This window comes from Flavobacterium tyrosinilyticum, assembly GCF_023656565.1.
Classification (GTDB): Bacteria; Bacteroidota; Bacteroidia; order Flavobacteriales; family Flavobacteriaceae; genus Flavobacterium; species Flavobacterium tyrosinilyticum.
Map to the genome: position 1 here is coordinate 459812 of NZ_JAMOKG010000003.1, position 20731 is coordinate 480542.

11 protein-coding genes are annotated in these 20731 nt (G+C 34.6%); 8 read left to right on the forward strand and 3 right to left on the reverse strand.

Features of this window, described 5'->3' with window-relative positions; genetic code table 11:
* Nucleotides 1-85 precede the first annotated feature (85 nt).
* Nucleotides 86-2398, reverse strand: coding sequence for a glycoside hydrolase family 3 protein (locus tag NCC77_RS16440; protein WP_250836569.1), 2313 nt, complete (start codon nt 2396-2398; stop codon nt 86-88).
* 11 nt (nt 2399-2409) lie between these two features.
* A complete protein-coding gene (locus NCC77_RS16445) occupies nt 2410-4665 on the reverse strand; it encodes a TonB-dependent receptor (protein ID WP_250836570.1) in 2256 nt (751 codons plus the stop codon).
* 397 nt (nt 4666-5062) lie between these two features.
* Between NCC77_RS16445 and NCC77_RS16450 the strand changes: the two genes are divergently transcribed.
* Complete coding sequence (locus NCC77_RS16450; protein ID WP_250836571.1) at nt 5063-5809, forward strand: NUDIX hydrolase; 747 nt, start codon at nt 5063-5065, stop codon at nt 5807-5809.
* Between the two features lie 95 nt (nt 5810-5904).
* Here the strand turns inward: NCC77_RS16450 and NCC77_RS16455 are convergent, their stop codons facing one another.
* On the reverse strand, nt 5905-7377 hold the full coding sequence (locus NCC77_RS16455) for a M28 family metallopeptidase (RefSeq protein ID WP_250836572.1): 1473 nt from the start codon (nt 7375-7377) through the stop codon (nt 5905-5907).
* Between the two features lie 340 nt (nt 7378-7717).
* On the opposite strand from NCC77_RS16455, the gene NCC77_RS16460 reads away from it, so the two are divergent.
* The 7 genes from NCC77_RS16460 (at nt 7718) to NCC77_RS16490 (ending at nt 20635) form a co-directional block, all read left to right on the forward strand.
* Nucleotides 7718-8305, forward strand: coding sequence for an RNA polymerase sigma factor (locus tag NCC77_RS16460; protein WP_250836573.1), 588 nt, complete (start codon nt 7718-7720; stop codon nt 8303-8305).
* Nucleotides 8306-8536: 231 nt separating this feature from the next.
* Nucleotides 8537-9577 carry a FecR family protein gene (locus tag NCC77_RS16465; RefSeq protein WP_250836574.1) on the forward strand — a complete coding sequence of 347 codons (1041 nt, stop codon included), beginning with the start codon at nt 8537-8539 and terminating at the stop codon, nt 9575-9577.
* A gap of 179 nt (nt 9578-9756) precedes the next feature.
* A complete protein-coding gene (locus tag NCC77_RS16470; RefSeq protein ID WP_250836575.1) occupies nt 9757-13137 on the forward strand; it encodes a SusC/RagA family TonB-linked outer membrane protein in 3381 nt (1126 codons plus the stop codon).
* Between the two features lie 11 nt (nt 13138-13148).
* On the forward strand, nt 13149-14519 hold the full coding sequence (locus NCC77_RS16475; protein ID WP_250836576.1) for a RagB/SusD family nutrient uptake outer membrane protein: 1371 nt from the start codon (nt 13149-13151) through the stop codon (nt 14517-14519).
* Between the two features lie 64 nt (nt 14520-14583).
* Nucleotides 14584-15531 (forward strand): ABC transporter ATP-binding protein, encoded by a 948-nt coding sequence (locus NCC77_RS16480; protein WP_250836577.1) that lies wholly within the window; start codon nt 14584-14586, stop codon nt 15529-15531.
* Nucleotides 15532-15542: 11 nt separating this feature from the next.
* Nucleotides 15543-17810 carry a Gldg family protein gene (locus NCC77_RS16485; protein ID WP_250836578.1) on the forward strand — a complete coding sequence of 756 codons (2268 nt, stop codon included), beginning with the start codon at nt 15543-15545 and terminating at the stop codon, nt 17808-17810.
* Between the two features lie 11 nt (nt 17811-17821).
* Nucleotides 17822-20635, forward strand: a complete 2814-nt coding sequence (locus NCC77_RS16490) for a M16 family metallopeptidase (RefSeq protein ID WP_250836579.1) — start codon at nt 17822-17824, stop codon at nt 20633-20635.
* Nucleotides 20636-20731: the final 96 nt, after the last annotated feature.

Sequence of the window (20731 nt, forward strand, 5' to 3'; positions counted from 1 at the left end):
TCTCGCAAAGTCGCAAAGACGCGAAGTTTAAAAACTTAAAAAGAAAAAAACTTTGCGCCTCTGGGTCTTTGCGAGATTAAATCAATTACTTCTTTTTATAAACCTCAGTACGGGCATCTTTAATAACCCCTTTCCAGTTCAATCCAAAAGCAAAATCATAGATATTTCCCTCACTGTCTTTATGCGGAATCATATCATAAGGAACGTCTTCAAATTGTTTTTCAACCGTTTCCATGTTTGCCGGCATTTGCACTGGAAGCAATCCTGAAGGTTCTGTTTTTCCTGAAATAATATCTAAAACAGCTTGAGATGAAACTCCGAAATTCAAAACAATTCCATCAACCTGTTTTTCGAATTCATTAAAAATCATAGGTTTTGAAGCCGTAACCGAAACGATAACAGGCTTTCCGTTCATCATATCTTTGGTATCGAGAATCGTTCTCAAATCCATAGTATTGGCAGCGGTAACGGTTTTGTTTTTGTACGTTCTATCTTTTATAGTTGGGTCAATAACCTGATCTCCGGCTGCGATACTTTTTGCTCTTGCTTCCGTTGCGGTATAAGTTCCATATTGAAGTGAAATCGGCACATAACCATTGCTTCCGTTTTGTCTGTCTTTTAAATCATAACCGCCTTCTAAACTCTGCGGACTTGTTACAAAAACAATGGCAAAATCTGCTTTTGAAGGATCTTCTGTAACATTGTAATATTTCTTAACCAATTCTAGATTTACTGGATATTCTAGTTTTGGCTGGCTCGCAACGCCCCACCAGTCTTTGGTTGAAGCCGTATAGATTTTCGGAATAAAAACGGTTTTCTTTTCTTTTACAGGCAAAACCGCAGCTTTGTTTTTCAACAACACAACCGACTTCAATTGCGCATCATAACCCGCTTTCATAAACTCAGGATTTCCAACAACCGCTTTTGTTTCCTCAACATTTAAATATGGATTTTCAAAAAGTCCAACTCTAAAAATGTTTTTCAATAAACGAACTGCTGATCTTTCAAATCTGGCTCTCATAAAAGATTCTCCAAATTCTTTAACTCCCATTTCATAAGCAACCAAAACTGGTTTCTTATCATTGTTCCCGCCAAACTGATCAACTCCGGCAATAATCGCTTTGTAATGTCTTTGATCGATTGAAAGATTTTCAACTCCCCACGGTTTTCCTGCAAAAAGATTTGGTGTCTTTCCTTCGTCACCCGTTACTAACCAATCGGTGCAGACTACGCCATCATAACCGTATTTATCTCTTAATAAATCGGTAATGATATATTTGCTGTAACCGTTGGCTACATTTTCATTGTATTTTTTATCTTGATCAAAAGTGATCGTGTAATAAGGCATTACTGCCGAAGCTTTACTGGTTTTTCCTTTCAATTTGAAAGCTCCATTAATAAACGGATCAATGTGCTGTTGTAAATTATTTCCTGGATAAACCGCAAATTTCCCGTACGCCCAGTGTCCGTCGCGTCCGCCTTCTTCAGCACCGCCACTTGGCCAATGTTTTACCATGGCATTTACACTTTTGTAACCCCAGCCGTCTTTGATTTCGTCTTTTCCGTATGATGTTTGAAAACCATCGATATAAGCTCTTCCCATGTCTCTGGTTAAAGCGGGGCTTTCGCCAAAAGTCATCGAAATTCTGTACCATCTTGGCTCAGAACCCAAATCGATTTGCGGAGACAAAGCCGTTGCAATTCCTAACGCACGATATTCTTTTGCTGCAATTTGTCCAAACTGTTCTACAATTTTTGGGTCAAATGTGGATGCCATTGCCAAACCGTCCGGCCACATTGAAATTGTTCCTCCTGCTCCGGCGTTAAATTCAGAAGTTACATTTGCCGTATGACGCGGATCTGTACTGGTATTACTTGGAATTCCTAATCCTATTCCTTCCACAAAAGCCTGCATTTGGTTGTTCCATAAAGCTGCTATTTCTGGCGTTTCGACACTTGTAATCAATACATGTCGAAGATTATCATCTTTCAGAAATAACTTTTGCTCATCTGTAAGCTGCCAAGGTTTAGCACCGCTTTCAGCGAAAACTTTTCCATTATAATGCCCTGCTCTATATCCGTCTGCAGGAGCAGGAAGTGCTTGATGACGACTGTAAAGCATTAATCCTGCGATTTGTTCCACCGACATTTTTGAAGCTAAATCTTTGGCTCTTTCATCTGCCGAAAGGCGCCAATCTTCATATTTATCAAGCTTTCCGTTTTTATTTAAATCTTTAAATTTTTTTCCGCTAACGGTTAGAATTTTGATGCCAGATTCGGGAGAATATCCCAAATCTGCACCTTTGTTATTTTTTACAATCGTAAAGTTTCCTTGCTGCGCCTGCATAGTAACGCTTAGAAAAAAAGCGAAACCGGCAGTTATGATTATTTTTTTCATCGAAATAAAATTTAGAATCTGAAATTAAGAGAAGCTTCTAAAGTGAATGGTCTGATGTAAGATCCAACCAAAAGCTGATCGTAATAAGCTGAAGCGTCTGTAATTAATTCCGCTCCATTGATTGTTCCTTTTGCTCCTGTTTGATTTAAGAAGTTTACCGCAGTTAAACCAATATCAAAATGATTGTTTATTTTATAATTTACTCCTCCAAATGTTTCCCATCTTGGGGCAAAGTATAATGCATTGGTTTGGTTCGCATATTGTTTACTGAAGTAACGGAAACTTGCCCAGAATTTGAAGTCTTTGTACGTATAACTCGGATCGATTTCCATTAATACTTTAGAGATTTCTAGAACATTTTTGTCGTTGTAAGAATAGCTATTTCCAAAAGCATTGAAATCGTAATTTTTATAAACAGGATCTTGAAACGTAATTAAATAATGCAGATTAAATCCTTTGAATGGTGAAGTCACAATGTCTGTTGTCCAGCCTATAGTCTGAATATCATAGAAAACTGTTGCTACTTCTGACTGGCTTGCATTTGATGGATTTACTAAATTCAATCTTGCCTGATAATTATTTCTTGTCAAATAAGTTGCCTGCGATACAACACTGAATTTTTCATGATTGAAATACAATCCAAAAGCTCCTAAAGGGCTTTTAGTTTTTGCCAAGTTAGGCTCCACAGCTCCAGAATAGCTCTCTAACTGTCCATTTTTTTCAGTATATGTGAAGTCTGCAAGAATTCCTGCTCTTTTGGTTACTTTGTAAACTGCGTTTATAGACCCTCCTAAATGAAACCAATTGTTATCAAAATAGGTTTTCTGACTTGGATCAAATACTAAATCTGGCGTTCTTGGTGTTAAATAATAGTCTCCTTTTAATTTGTGGTATCTTAAATTAACACCATAAGCCAAACTAAAACGATCATTAACGGTCCAGTTATCAGAGAAATAACCAGATAATTTATTTTCAAAACCATTGTGGTATTCACCACCTACGTTGTAATTGTAAAATCCGTCGGCGTCTGTGTTTGAAGTGCCACCTGGCGTATTACGAACCAATTTATCTGGGTTTGCACTAACTGTTTGGTTAAAGAATGATCTGCTCGATGTAAAGTCATCAACTTGATAATAGTATTCTGTAATACCAAATCTCCATTTGTGTTTTTCTACGCTTTTTGTAATTTCAAATCGAGACAAAGCTGTTTTTGTAGGCGTTCCGTCTGTGTATAATCCCAACATTGAGTTTACATTACCAACGTATGCATTCCCGTTTGATTTGTAAGTGAAATTATCTGCTGCAGTGGCTTGAAAAATCCCAAGCGGAATTGCAATCAACTGAGATGCTTCTGCATAACGAAAACGAGTTGAGAAATTTAACTTCCAATCATTTGCGAGATCATAATTTCCTAAAATATCGAAGGTATGCGAAGTTGATGCCGCGTCACTTCCTCCCATATCAGCAAATTTAGTTTCGCCCGTTAGTATATCTTTAAACTTCATGATTCCGTCATTAACGATATACGAATCACGTCCGATTTTAAAGTCATTGTATTCTTCTACTTTTCCTCCTTCTTTATATCTAAAAACGGCATAATTGGTTAAAGAAGCTGAGTTGGCATATTTATATAAAAAGCTGATCTGTCCTTTTCCGTTATTGAATTTCTTGGTCAAACCTGCTCTGTAAATTTGTGTTCTGTCTGAATACTTAGCAAATTTTAAATCAAATGAATTTGGATCAAAATTGGCATAGGCGCCCATTGTGTACGACCATCCTTTTGCTAAAGGTCCAGAAACATTTAGGTCGCCTTTCATCCATCCGAAACTTGAACCTGAAAAATTCCCCACGACTTCCAGTTTATCTGTTCCGAGTTTGGTATAAGAATTAACGGCAAAACCTAAATCTCCGGTTGTAATTGCAGCTTCGCCGATTTTTAATAAACCTGTTCGCCCCAAACTTGTACTTTGTCTCCAAGTACGGTTTGGCAATTCTGGCCAGAAATAATATACTACTGGTAAATCATTTTCTTGAATGGTAATTCCTCCAACTGTCGAAGGTAAACCAATATTTACATCACGCGGCCCCGTATTGTTGGCTGCGTTTAGCATTACGTTTCTATTTTTTTCTTCTTTGGTATCTGATTCTACAATTTTGGTCGTTTTTTTAATCGAATCTGTGGCTTGCTGTTTTTTATCTTCTTGTGAAAAAGCTTCAGAAGCTGGATAAAATGCCAAACAAATTGTGGCAATAATTAATTTTTTCATGAGTAGTTTAAGTTAGGTTTTTTGTTATGAAATTTTCATTGCTTCATAATGAAGCAATATTAAATACAATTTCTCAAATCAGCAAATTAATGATGTTATTATTTTCATTATCGCATTAAAACCCGCCTATAAATTCCATAAAAACAACAAATAAAGAGATATGCTTGAATTGTCAAATAAACACTTAAAACAAACTACCTCGTTTGCGTAAAGAGCCGTAGTTATTGAAAAAAATGATCGAAGAGAAGAAAAGACGTGAAAATGATTTTAAAAGAAATTTTAAAAAAATATCACCAATAGTTAATTTTTTGTGACGATGCCAAAACTGTCAGAAAAAATTTAAACAATTTGACTTGTAACTATTAAAAGGTTTAAATTTGAAGCTAATTGTACCCTTATGGATTTTAAAAAGTTTCTCGAAAATGAGTCTAAAGAGGCTTGGAAAAAATATATTCCGACACTTTCTATTGACAGCGTTATTTTTAGTTTTCACCAAAATTCTCTTCATGTTTTGCTTTTAAAAATGAAAGACATGGAATCTTGGGGACTTCCTGGCGGTTATGTTAAAAAAACAGAAAATGTCGATGAGGCAGCAGTTCGTATATTGAAAGACAGAACAGGAACTGAAAATATTTACCTGCACCAATTTCATACTTTTGGAGATCGCAATCGTTCTGAAGACGCTTTTGCCGAATATGCTGATGATATTTGGTACAAACAGCGTTTTATATCAATTGGGTATTATGCTTTGGCAGAACATTCGCAAGTAAAATTGGTAATTGATGAGTTTTCTAGTACCGTTGAATGGTGTTCTATAGAAGATCTTCCTGAATTCATGATGGATCACAGACTGATTTTTGACAAAGCATTAATGACACTTCGCGAGCAATTGAACAATCATCCTATTGGCTATAACCTTCTCCCTGAGAAATTTACAATGCCTGAACTTCAAAAATTATATGAAGGTATTTTAGGTAAAAAATTAAATAGAGGTAATTTTTATAGAAAAATTTTGCGTTATGATATCCTAACAAAATTAGATGAATCGCGAAAAGGCGGAGCACATAAAGCGCCCGATTTGTATAGTTTTGACTTGGAAAAATATAATAGTGCTCTTAAAGAAGGATTACAAGGAAACTGGTAATCACATTCTTTCCTCTTTTATTTCACAAAAAAAAAGTCCTAATCAAATTAGGACTTTTTTTTATGATTTATTTCGATACTGAAATCGGAATAAATTTATTGTTTTGATTTTTTAGGTGGCAAAAATTTAGGCCTTTCTGGATTATTAGATAGTATCCATCCTGTTCGATATATCCACTCTGTCATTTTATGCAGTTTTGCAAAATCTATATTTTCAGATTCATCCATTGGGGTGTGATATTGACTGTGAAGTACACTGGTAAAAAAAACGGCAGGTATTCCTTTTTGCGCATAAGGAACATGATCAGATCTAAAGTAAAAGAATTCAGGATGTTCCGGTCTATCCCAAAGTTTATCGAGTTCAAATTTGGGTCCTTCATCATTCGCTTTTTTAGCAGCATTTACCAAATCAGGAGAATTTTGATGCGGATCAGTAGAACCTAAAAGTGCTGCTTGATTAATATCATTTCTTCCAATCATATCTCCATTTAATACTGCAATAATATCTTTTTCAGGCACTGTCGTATGTGATGCATACCAGTTTGAACCTAATAATCCGCGTTCTTCAGAACCATGAAATACAAATAAAGCAGATCTTTTTCCGGGCTGTTTTTTAAATGCTCTTGCAATCGCGAGCATTGCCACACAGGTACTTGCATTATCATCTGCTCCATTGTAAATAGAATCCTGACCGTATTTTTGTCGTACACCATCGTGGTCTTGGTGGCCGCTAAAAAGAACATACTCATTTTTTAATGCAGGGTCTTTTCCGTCTATTTTTCCAACAACATTTACAGATGGGTATTTGTAAGTTTCAGAAATTACTTCAGCTGACAAATAATCTTTTGTGTTTTTTAGAAAATCAATTTGATCATTATGAACCCAAAAAGCAGGCATTCTAGCTGGTACAGGCATTTTTTCACGATAACCTTCAATTCCGTACACTCCTCTCTTCATCTGTGGTTCGACTTGAGACCAGCATTCTTCACCAAATTGATCTGCAATTATAATTAAAGCCGCCGCTCCCCTTTGAGCTAAATCTTCATAATATTTTTGTTTGACAAAGCCAGGATAACGTCTGTCAAAAAGCGAAATATCTTCTGAAATTCCATCTTTAGAGGCTATTAAAACAACAGCTTTTCCTTTTACCTCTATTTTCCTAATTTCTTCTGTAGAAATTTTTCCCAAATAGAGCAATGGTGCTTCAACTTTATTGGTTGTGGTTTCGGCTACTAAAACGTCAGTCCATAATTTAAATTCTTTTTGACCTATTTTAAATTTGGTGTAATTGGTAACCTGATGTCTATACAAATCGAAAAATTGAAAAAAAGTGCCATCATCTCCTGCGGGAGACATTCCGGCTTGTTTTGCTTTTTCTGCCAGCCAAACAGATACCTTTAATTCGTCTAAAGTACCGGCTTCCCGTCCATTAAAATGGTCTCCTGCCATTTGGTACATATCTGTTTTAAGATCTTTTACCGTAATTGCATCAACTAATGGCTTCTTTACTGTCTGCGAAAAAACCGCATGGCAGCATAAACTAAGTAATATAAATAACTTCTTTTTCATAATTAAAATCAAATTAAAGAATTAAGATAATTTTCTTGCAAAAAAAGAAGGGCTTGAAAAAAGACAAATCTATACTTTTTATAAATATCCTTTAATATAAAATACTTTTTTTATTGTATTTTATTCAATTCTCAATTAAAACAAGACTTAACCTACAATAATTTAAATACGGTTCTGAAACGGGATTGAATCTTATGCAAAATTGAAACGTTTATTTTTACAATAATTTAATATTTTATTCATAAAATAGTAAAACAGTATTTTTAAAGGCATATTATAGATAAATAATCTCTGTTTGAAAAAAAATAAATAATATTGCTGAATTGATTGTTACTTAAACATGGCTCAAAATTCAAATATGGACGAAAAAAAACTTCTTTTTGAGTTATCTCAAGGAAGTGAGCTTGCTTTTACAACGGTATACAACCAGTACAAAAATATTGTTTACTCTACTGCTTTAAGAATTACCAAATCAAAAATTTTATCAGAAGAAGCCGTTCAGGATATTTTCTTGAAGATATGGCAAAATCGTGAAAGTGTAGCCGAAATAGATCATTTTGAGAATTACATTTATATAATCTCACGCAATCATTTGTTTAATTCTATTAAAAAAATTGCAAGAGAAACTAATTTCGCTTCAGAAATTAATCTAAAAGATGCCGGTTTTATTGATACCGATACTTCAATTAAAGATGAGCAGTACAATACTATTTTAAATCAGATTGTTGAGCAGCTTCCTCCACAGCAGCAAAAAGTATATAAAATGGCTAAACTGGATGGTTTAAGTCATCAAAAAATTGGCGAAAGTTTAGGCATTTCCACCGATACTGTTAAAAAACATATGGCTCAAGCTCTAAAATTTATACGTCTTAAAATTTCTCCGTACATGAATATGTTCATGACGCTTCTTCTATTTTTAAAATTTTAGATTAGAGTTTTTTCTCTCAAAAAGGCCACATTGGCTATTATTTTACCTTTTTTTTACCTTTTTTTCACATTTCACTACTCCCTCCCCTTTTTTAAATGGTCTTTATAATAAAGAGACCTATTAAAACACGTTCTTATCCCTAAAATCAGAAGGGCTGAAAAAAAAAAAAAAAAAAAAAAGATACCCCAATCTATCATTTACAAACAAGTACTAATTTAATTTACTAAACCAATGCAGCAAAAAAAATTCGAAGAGTTATTTGAAGGCTATCTGCAGAATAATCTATCTGATGCAGAGCAACAGCAAATGATGGAAATAATTCAGCAGGGTGCTTATGATGATTTCCTTAAAGGAAAAATTCATGATATGCTGAAAGTAGGTAATGTTACAGATGTAATGGACAAAAAACAAAGTGATGATGTTCTAAACTACATTTTATCTCAACCACAAAATGAACCTAAAGTGGTCGATTTAAATCCGAAGAGACGAAGAAAAGTAGTTTTACAATCTCTTTTTGCGGCCGCAAGTATTGCTTTGCTAATTGCTTTGAGTAATTCATTATTTTTTAAAGAAAAAACAGTTATTCCTGCTGTTCCAGAAACACCAAATGTTGTTGCACAAAATACCTTAATTGATTTTAGCGGCAAGCAATTGGTTCATCTTCCAGACGGAAGTACGGTTCTACTAAACGATAACAGTACTTTGAAATACGACCAGAATTCTTTTGACTCTAAAACTCGTGAAGTAACACTAACTGGAGAAGCTTTTTTTGATATTAAACACAACCCAGAAAAACCATTTATCGTACATACTGGAAAAGTGCAGACTAAAGTTTTGGGAACTGCTTTTAATATCAATGCTCGAAATTCTTCCAATGATATTGAAGTTACCGTTGCCCGTGGTAAAGTTCAGGTTGGAGATACAGAAAAGATTTATGGTGTGATTACTCCTAACCAGCAGATTAAAGTCAATAAAACTACTTTAGACTATCAGCAAAATACGATTAGTGCCGCCATTGTAACCGAATGGAAAAACAATTACCTGATTTTGGACGATATCAATATGGCTGAAGCGGTTTCTTTAATTTCTCAGAAATACAAAGTTTCGATTTTATTGGATAATGAAAAGATTAAAAACTGCCGAATAACTGCAAGTTTCTTAAATGAAGAAGATTTAGATCATGTTCTAAAAGTAATCTGCAGTGTTATTGAAACCGAATATAGATATAACAAAGCTGGATCTATCACTATTGATGGAAAAGGCTGCGAATAAAAATAGATAGAAACAAAGCCGACTAACCTCCTACTTAGAAAGCTTCTTAAAATTAAATATTAACCTTTAAAAACAGAACCATTAACCAAAACTAAATTAAAAAAGCCATCCAGCTCCTACACCAGATGGCCGAGATTTTTAACAATTAATCCAGTAACCATTAAAAAACAAGCAAATTTATGAAATTACGCTGTAAAACAACCATGTTTGACAGTGAAAAGAATTCGTCTTTTTTTCACTTGTCAAAAAAAACCATTATGATTATGCGAATCAGTTTATTCCACATTTTCTTGCTGACGTGCGGTACTCATATGATTTTTGCTACCGAGATGAGCGGCCAGAATCTAGAGTCTATATCTGTTGATATTGAACTTCATAATCAGGATATTAAAACTTTATTTAAAACAATAGAGAGTAAAACGGGATTACTATTTGCTTATCAGCCGCAAATCATAAAAGATTTTCCAAAAGTGACTACACCGAGAGGACGCCGAAGTGTTAGTGATATTTTGAATACCGTATTTCAAGGCAGTAATTTAGTCTACAAACAAGTAGACAAAAATGTCGTGATCTACAAAAAAGAAACTCCTAAAGCCATTGCAAAAGAAGATGACAGCGAAGCAAACTACATGCTTAGCGGTAAGGTTCTAGATGAAAACGGACAACCTTTGCCTGGAGTATCTATTGCTTTAGTTGGAGGTAATAAACAAGGTGTTTCAGACTTTGATGGTCAGTTTTACATTGAATTACCTTCAGGAAAACACGTTTTGAAAGTATCTTATTTAGGCTATAAAACGCAAGAAGTGATGGTACAGAATCAAACTTCCATTACTATCAAAATGCAGCCCGATCTAGCTAAACTAGATGAGATAGTCGTGATTGGTTATGGTACAACAACTAGAAGAACTTCTACAGGATCTGTAGTAAAGATCACTTCTGAAGATATTGAAAAACAACCCGTAACCAATATTCTACAAACCCTACAAGGAAGAACTCCCGGAGTATTTGTAACGCAGACTTCTGGTTATGCAGGAAGTGATATGAATATCAGTATCCGTGGTAGAAATTTCATTGCAGGCAATAATCTCCCACTTTATATTGTTGATGGCGTACCATATATTGGAGATGACATTAAAGAACAAGTGCAAGATCAAAATGTTATTAGAGGTGCTCAAAAATCAACAAGTCCATTAAACATCATTAATCCAAATGATATAGAAAGTATCGAAATCTTAAAAGATGCAGATGCAACAGCAATTTACGGTTCTAGAGGTGCCAATGGCGTTGTTCTTATCACTACTAAAAAAGGAAAAGGCGGTAAAACAGAATTTACTATAACTACCAACTCTGGAGTTTCGGAAGTAGCACATATGGCCAAAACTCTAGATACACCTACTTATCTAAATATGCTTCAAACCGCTTTAAACAATAATGGCGATGTTGCTGATGTTGATAGTAATGGTATCGCTATTACAGATTGGGACCCGAATGCTTATACAAATTGGCAGAAAAAATTAATTGGAGGAACAGCTAATTTTAATAATTATTCGGCTTCCTTAAAAGGCGGAAACGAAACAACGAGTTTTCTTTTAAGTGGTGCTTATCATAAAGAAACTACTGTTGTACCTGGGAATTTCAGCTACGATAAATTCTCTACTAACTTTAATGTCAATCACAGTACCTTAGACAGAAAATTAAAAATAGGCGCTTCTGTAATTTTTGCAGTAGACAATAATAAACTTCCATTTTTTGATATCACAACTTATGCTGTGGGTACTGCTCCTAACCGTCCGTTATACAATGCGGATGGAAGTTATTACTGGTCACCAGACTATTTTAGTGATATAAATCCTCTTGCTGCTTTAGAAAAAAGAGTAGATGACAAAGGACTTAACTTAATTACTAGTTTTAGTCTTCAATATGAAATTGCAAAGGGACTTTCTTTTAAAACAGATTTAGGATACGGAAGAGCTCAAATGCAAACCAAGCAATTTATGCCTGCATCTGCAACCAATCATGCTTATGCTGAAGCAAATGACCAGAGTTTAAACTTTCAAAGATCTTATACTGTTTCAACCAATAATACGAATAATTTCACTGTTGAACCTCAGCTTAATTACACAACAGAATTATGGAAAGGAAACTTAACAGCACTTGTTGGAGGTTCATGGCAAAATAGAAAATCAGAGATGCCTTCCTATGTTAGTTCAAATGGTTACAGCGCAGACAATTTAATTGGAAATCTTGGAACTGCAGAAAATATAACGGCTAATAACGGTAGTGTAGAATATAAATATATATCACTTTTCAGCAGACTTAACTACAATATCCAAAATAGATATATTTTAAATGTTAACTTTAGAAGAGATGGTTCTTCCCGTTTTGGAGCTAATAATCGTTTCGGAAATTTTGGTTCTGTAGGTGCTGCCTGGGTATTTACTCAGGAAAAATTCTTAAATAATCTTTCATGGTTAAGTTTTGGAAAACTACGTTCGAGTTATGGAGAAATTGGAAGTGACGAGATTGGAGATTATCAATATGCCGAAACTTTTGACACCCGTAACTACGGTAACGGAAATGCTTCTATGGCTGCAGCTAGAATTGCAAACCCTAACATAAGATGGGGATTAACAAAGAAATTTGAAGCAGCACTTGATTTAAGTTTCCTAAATGACCGCATTTCTTTTACAGCGGCTTATTACAAAAATACTTCGAGCAATCAATTGGTAAACTATACCCTTAGTGCACAAGCAGGATTTACAACTTATACAGCAAATTTACCAGCTGAAGTTGAAAATAAAGGTTGGGAATTTACCCTTGGTACAACCAATATTCATACTAAGAATTTAAATTGGTCAACATCGTTTAACATCTCAACCAATTCTAACAAATTAGTATCATTTCCAGGTATAGAATTCACCAGTTATTACTCTCAATACGTTGTTGGAAGACCTTTAGGATCTAGATATCTATATAATTTTACAGGTGTCAATGCTGCTGGTATTGCGCAGTTTGAAGACGTAAACGGAGACGGAAGAATCTCAACTGGATACGCTGATACTGGTAGAGGTGATAGAAAATATTATGGTCCTAACTATCCACAATATTATGGCGGTATTTCTAACACCATTAGCTATAAAGCCTTTACTCTTGACTTTTTATTTCAATTTGTAAAACAAGATGGCACTACGCTGCTTTCAAGTACAGGAGCACAACCAGGTTACCCTTACAGTACTGCAAATTTTCAAGTGGATGAATACAATAATTATTTAGCACAAGGAAATGTTTTAAGTTCAGGATTTCAAAATAGTTTTTTCAATTATTTAGGATCAACTGCTTCTGTTGTAGATGCATCATACATTAAACTTAAAAATGTAAGCGCCTCTTACCAAATTCCTTTAGATGAGGCAACAAAGAAATACTTGCAGAGTATCCGCCTTTCTATTCAAGGGCAAAACTTAGTCACTTTTACTAAATACAAAGGTCTTGATCCTGAAACGCAGGGATTGGCATTGCCTCCATTACGTACAATCACATTTGGAACTCAGTTTACATTTTAAATCTTAAAATCATGAAAAATATTTCAACTAAATATACCTATATATTTTCGTTTTTTCTTTTATTAGGAATTACGAGCTGTGATGATGCTCTAGATGTAGATCTTCCAAGTAATCAGCTGTCATCAGAAACCGTGTATGCTTCAGATCCCACAGCTGAAGCAGCTGTGAACGGAATTTACCAAAGTATGGTTACCGATTTTTTTTATAACAGAGTTCATTCTCTTCTCGGACAAACGGCAGACGAATTAGTGCCTAGAACTGGTATTGCCAATTTGTACAGTTCGAATGAAATCCCAGAAACTGATGGAACGATAAACACTAACTGGGGTGAATTATATAAAACGATTTATAATGCTAATAATGTTATTGAAGGAGTTTCTAAAAGTACTTCTCTTAGTGCAGTTAAAAGCAAACAATGGATTGCAGAAGCCAAATTCTTAAGAGCGTATTCTTATTTTTACCTGACTAATCTTTGGGGGAATGTTCCTCTAGTACTCACTACAAATGTAGATGTGTCGGCTCTATTGCCCCAATCTTCTCAAGAAACTGTTTATGCCCAGATTTTGCTGGACTTAACAGATGCATCAAAAGATCTTCCAACAGATTATAAAAATTATGATCAGGAAAGAATCAGAGCTACAAAATGGGCGGCAGAAGCTTTATTGGCAAGGGTAAATCTTTATTTAGGAAGATGGAGCGAGGCCGCAGCCCATGCAACTACAGTAATAAACCAGACAGCAACTTATAAAATAATTACTGATTTGGGAGATGACAACAGTCCGTTTATTGCTGATAATGACGAAGCAATCTTGCAAATACCTTATTTTAATGTTTCGTACACTTATGAAGGATCTTCTGTATTTACAACTGGCGGTACTTTTTTATTAAGAAAAGGAAATTCACTTTTTGAAACTGGGGATGCTAGAAAAACAAATTGGACAGTAGACATTAGAGATAGATTAGGCGTATTCTTAGGCATTGCGCCTTATAAATATCAAAACGGATTTGGAGATTCTCCTGTAGAACGCTCTACCGTCCTGAGATTGGCAGAACTTTATTTAATTAGAGCCGAAGCTAGAGTAAGATCTAATGATATTACGGGAGCACAGCAGGATATTAATGTTATTCGAAATAGAGCTTTATTGGACAATACCTCTCTGACAGATACCAATCAGTTATTAGATTTAATTGCTCTAGAAAGACAACGCGAGTTCTTTGCAGAAAACGGACACCGATGGCTAGACCTTAAGAGAACTGGAAAACTAGATGAAACACTCTCCGTTTTATCTGATAAAATCTGGAAAAGTACAGATAATTTATATCCTATTCCAGAACCTGCTATTCGTTCTAATCCCTTTTTAACCCAAAATTCAGGATACTAAAAATTAAAAATAACGCAAGAATGTGTTTTCAGTAAAAATACATTCTTGCGATTTTAAAAACACTATGGAAACAACAATTGTAAGAGTTGAGGATTTGTCGCATCAATACAGTAAGGATTGGGCAATACAAAATATTAGTTTTGAAATTAAAGAAAATAGAATTTTAGGTCTTTTAGGATCTAATGGTGCAGGAAAATCAACTACAATGAATATTCTTTGTGGTGTCTTAAACCAGACCAGCGGCAGCATTTTTATTGATGGAATTAACCTGAAAGAAAACCCAGTTGAAGCCAAAAAATTAATTGGCTTTTTACCACAAACACCACCTTTACATTTAGATTTAACAGTAGATGAATATTTAATTCACTGTGCAGAACTGCGTCATGTAAAGAAAGAAGATTTAAAAAATGCTTTAGAAAAAGCCAAAGAACAGTGCGGCATTTCACATTTCAGCCATCGATTAATTCGAAATTTATCTGGCGGTTACAGACAACGTGTAGGCATTGCTCAAGCTATTATTCACGAACCTAAATTAGTAGTTTTAGATGAACCTACAAACGGACTTGATCCTAACCAGATTTTAGAAGTTAGAAAATTAATCAAAAAAATATCCAAAGATAAAGCGGTTATTTTCTCTTCACATATTCTTTCTGAAGTTCAGGCAACCTGCCAAGATATCCGAATGATTGAAAACGGACATATGGTTTTTGCTGATACGCTTGATGCTTTCAACAACTATATCGAAGCAGATAAATTAACAGCAAGTTTTGAAAATCCTCCAAAATTGGAATCTTTAAGAGCTATTCCGGAAGTAACAAATGCTGTATTTCTTTCTCCTAAAAAAGTGCAGATAACATTTGAAGGAACGCAGGAAGTGGCAGAAAAAATCGTTTCGTTAAGCGTTCATAACAATTGGAAATTACGTGAAATTCAATTCGAAAAAGTTTCATTAGACGAAATCTTCGCCCAATTATCTAAAAAAGCCCCATCTAAAAACGCTATTCCTTCTTAAAAACTAAACAAATGAAAACAATATATAGAATTGCTAAAACAGAACTTAACACCATGTTTTATTCGCCGGTGGCATGGGTAGTTTTAGTAATATTTTCGATCCAGTCCAGCTGGAAATTCTTCGGTACAGTTGAACGCTTTGAAAAAGCACAAAAAATTGGCGAAGGTCTTGGCAACCTTACTCAAACGATATTTTCAGGCTTCAGCGGTTTATATACCGAAATGCAGAATTATCTATACTTATATGTCCCGCTTTTAACAATGGGATTAGTAAGCCGTGAAATTAACAGCGGGTCGATCAAACTGTTACTTTCTTCCCCAATTAAAATTAAAGATATTGTACTGGGTAAATATTTAGCTATTGCAGCCTATTGCCTTTTATTCATTGTAATACTAGGATTGCAGGTTGGTATTGCCTACTTCTCTATTGAAAATTTAGATTTAAAATTTGCTATTTCAGGACTTATTGGGTTGTATTTGTTAGTTTGCACGTATGCTGCAATCGGACTTTTTATGTCTTGTTTAACTTCTTATCAAGTTGTTGCCGCGATCAGTACTTTGGTCGTTTTGGCAGGTTTAAATTTCATTGGAAAGCTTTGGCAGGATGTTGAAATTGTAAAAGACATTACCTATTTCCTCTCCATAGCCGGGCGAGCAAACGAAATGCTTGAAGGACTTATCATTAGTAAAGATGTATTTTACTTCGTTTTAGTAAGCAGTCTTTTTATTGTATTGAGTATCTACAAATTGCAAACAGGGAGAGATGCACAAACGATCTCAAAAAGAGTTTTAAAATATACTTTATTGATCACAGTTGTTTTGGCACTTGGGTATATTACATCTAGAGCTCCTCTTACTCTATATCACGATATGACTCGCACAAAAGACAGAACGTTAACCAAAACCAGTTTAGATATTGTCAAAAAAATAGACGGCCCAATAAAGTTAACGACTTATGTAAACTTATTAGATATCAACTACTATATGGCGATGCCTTATTCTCAAAATTCGGATATAGCAAGTTTTGAAAAATACACTCGTTTTATACCCCAAATGGAAATGGAATATGTGTATTATTATGATACTTCAAGCAACGAAGCTTTGTATGCCCAAAACCCAGGTTTGAACGACAAACAGCTGGCAGAAAAAATGATCGAAACGCAGGACTTAAAGCTAAAAAAATTATATTCTCCTGAAGAGATTAAAAAGGTTATAGATCTAAAATCTGAACAGAACAGAGTGGTAAGAACTGTGGAATACAACGGAAAGAAAACATTCTTAAGGATGTATGACGATATGTTTAAAGTTCCTATGGAAAAAGAAATTTCTGCCTCTTTAAAACGTTTGGTAGTTCCAAGTCCTAAAATTGTTTTTGCGACCGGAAACATGGAAAGAAGTGTAGATAAAGTTGGAGATAAAAATTATAAAACAGGATTTAATGAAATTACTTTTAGATATTCCCTTATCAATCAAGGATTTGATGTTTCTTCTGTAGATATTAATGCACAAAACATTCCAGAACAAACGACAATTTTAATCATTGCCGATCCTAAAACACAATTGAGCCAGGGCGCTATAGACCGCATCAACAAATACATTAACGAAGGAAAGAATCTAATGCTTTTGGCTGAACCGGAAACTAATTCTGCGTTAGCGGCAGTTACAGACAAATTAGGCTTGAGTTTTACCAAACAAGCGTTGGTGCAGGAAAGCGAAATCAATTCTCCTGATTACTTGGTTACCGAAATTTCAAAAAATCTTGATCCGACTGTAATTAAATTCAGTAAAACCAAAAATAATTATCCAATCCCATTTTTAGGAAGCAGCGGGATTAAAACAGTAAAAGATACTGGTTTTAAAGTGACACCGCTTTTAAAAACAAATGCACAGCCCGCTTGGGAAGCGCAGACTGGCATTACTTCAATTCCTGAAGATTTGAAAAAACAACCTGCAGTAACTTCTGTTCCGCTTGCTGTTGCTTTAACAAGAAATGTGAATGGTAAAACACAAAAAATAATTGTAGCCGGAGATGCCGATTTTATGGGCAATGCCGAATTAAGCCGAGGCGGTTCCGGAACATTCCAGTTTGTAACTGACATCTTCAGCTGGTTTACCAATTACGAATTTCCAATCGATACTACTCGTCCAGAAAATACCGATAAGAAAATAACTTTTACTGCTAATCAAGTTTTTATAAGTAAAATTGTCTTCATAGGACTGTTTCCTTTATTGATTATCCTAAGCGCCGCTTTTATCCTAATTAGAAGAAATAGAAGATAAAAAAACAAAAAATGAATACTAAAAAAAATATCATTATTGGGATTCTCGCCTTGTCATTTCAAGGCGCATTTTCACAGTTCAAAACCAACATTCCGCTGGATAAAAACGTAACAACCGGAAAATTAAAAAACGGATTAACGTATTACATTCTGCATAACGAAGAACCAAAAGATAGAGCAAGTTTCTATTTTGTTCAAAATGTAGGTGCTATTTTAGAAGATGACAATCAAAACGGATTGGCGCATTTTCTGGAACACATGGCATTTAACGGAACAGAACATTTTAAAGGAAAAGGAATCATTAAAATGCTGGAAAAAAATGGCGTTACTTTTGGTAAAGACATCAATGCCTACACCGCTCACGATGAAACGGTCTACAATATTAGTTCGGTTCCTGTTGCCAACGAAAAACTTATTGACTCTACTCTTTGGGTTTTACACGATTGGTCTGGTTCTCTTTCTTTAACTAATGAAGAAATTGATGCCGAAAGAGGCGTTATTAGAGAAGAATGGAGAACGAGAAGAACCAGTGATTTTCGTTTAAAAATGCAGACTGATCCTGTTTTATACAAAGGTTCGAAATACAGTAAAAGAGATGTTATTGGTGATTTAAACATCATCAATAACTTCAAATATCCTGAACTGCGCAATTACTACAAAAAATGGTATCGTCCAGATTTGCAAGCTGTAATCATTGTGGGAGATATTGATGTGAAGGTTATGGAGCAAAAAGTGAAAGCAATATTTTCTGGTATTCCTTTAGCTAAAAAAGTGGCTGCAAGAACGTATTCCGAAATTCCGAAACATGACGAATTGTATTTTGGAACGGCGTCTGACAAAGAAGCGTCCTCAACATCAATTACACTTCAATATGTTTTAGATGAGCCTTTGGTAAAAGACAGTATTGTTACGCGCAAAAATGTACTGAACTCTTTTTACACGAGTATTTTAAATAATCGTTTTCGAGAATTAATCTTAAAAAATCAAGGTTCGGCATTAAATTTCAAAACTTATTTTGAACCGATTTCGAGATTAAATACTTCGTTTAATATTTCGGCTTTAGCCAAAAAAGGAAAAACAATTCAGGCGTTTGAAGAGGCCTATACGGAAGCAGAACGCCTAAAACGTTTTGGCGCCGCACAAGCCGAATTAGACCGAACAAAAAAGATTTTTATAAGCTCGTATGATGATTTTCTAAGTAATAAAGATAAAGTCGACAACGATAGCTGGGCAGATAATTTGACCAATTATTTCTTAAAAGCAAAACCATTCCTTTCCCCTGAAGATGATTACAAATTAATTGTTGGTATTATAAAAAGTATCTCTTTGGAGGAATTGAATGCGTATGCTAAAACTATTCAAAAACCAACAAATCAGGTAGTTTTGGTTACTGGAGCCGATCAGGATAAAAATGATTTCCCAAATAAGGAAGCTGTTGTCAATGTAATGAAAAAGGTTGAAAGCATGACTTTAGAACCTTATACTAAAAAAGAAAACAATGCCCCTTTTATAGACAAAGAATTAAAACCTGCTGCGATCAAAAAGACATTTGAAGTTACAGGAATCGCTGATGCAAAAGGATATACTTTGGAAAATGGAGCCAATGTAATAGTTTTGCCAACAACGCATTCACAGGATCAGATTCTATTTTCTGCATTTGCAAAGGGGGGTAAATCATTAATTAAAACAGAAGATCTAACTTCTGCTGAAATCGCTACGACAATCGCAAGATCGTCAGGTTTGGGAAATTTTGATAATATTGGTTTAAAAGAAAAACTTACTGGAAAAGTGGCACAGTCCGCCCCATTTATTGGCGAAAATACACAAGGATTCCAAGGAAGTTCTAATAAAGCCGATTTCGAGACCCTGCTGCAATTGCTTTACCTTTCTTTTGAAGCGCCTCGTTTTGACCCCAATATCTTTAATATTCTAAAAGAACAATATAAAAATCGTTTAGAAACCATTAAAAAAGATAATGGAAGCGCTTTTAAAGATTCAATCGATCTTGCAAATTCAAATCACAGCCCACGTACTTTTATTTTCAACGAAAAATTCCTCGAAACGATTGATCTTAAAAAAGCAGAAAACATTTACCGCGATCGATTCAAAAATGCATCTGATTTTACTTTTGTTTTCGTCGGAAACATTCCAGAAAAAGCTTTAGAGTTAATTCAGAAATATATTGGAAACTTAAAATCAAATCCAGCTTTAAAAGAAACTTTTGTCGATCATAATATTGAACCAAAAAAGGGCAAAACCATAGTCCATTTTAAACGCCCAATGGAAGTGGCAAAAAGTACTGTTTATTTAAATATCACAGATAAAACAGAGTACAGTAAAGAAAATGCCATGACGATGTATATTATTGGAGAACTACTTTCAAAACGTTTCCTTCAAACAATTAGAGAAGAAGAAGGCGGAAGTTACGGCGTTAATGTGGGCGGAAACCTGGAATTAATTCCAAAGCCAACTTTTAGCCTAGCACTAACTTTTGACTGTAATCCTGATAAGCAAGAGAAATTAATGCAGATTGTCTGGAAAGAAATAAACGATTTAAAAACAAATCCAGTAAATGCAAATGATTTAGAAGACATTAAAAAGGCTTTGTTGAAAAACAGAGAAGAATCACTTAAGACCAATTCTTTCTGGACTACAACAATCTACAACAGCACATTAAATCAGATTCCGTTTTCAACGGATGAAGAATACAAGAGTTTAATTTCTAAAATTAACCCAAAAACTATTCAGCAGTTTAGTAAGCACGTTTTGGATAGTTCTAGTAGCGTCGAAGTTATTATGAACCCTGAAAGCCAATCAGGAAAGTAACAACTTTAGAATACATTTTTATTTTTAATTAGTCATTAAAGGTTGTCTTGCCAAGACAGCCTTTTTTGCTGTTTGCAATTGCCTTCAAAAATGCAA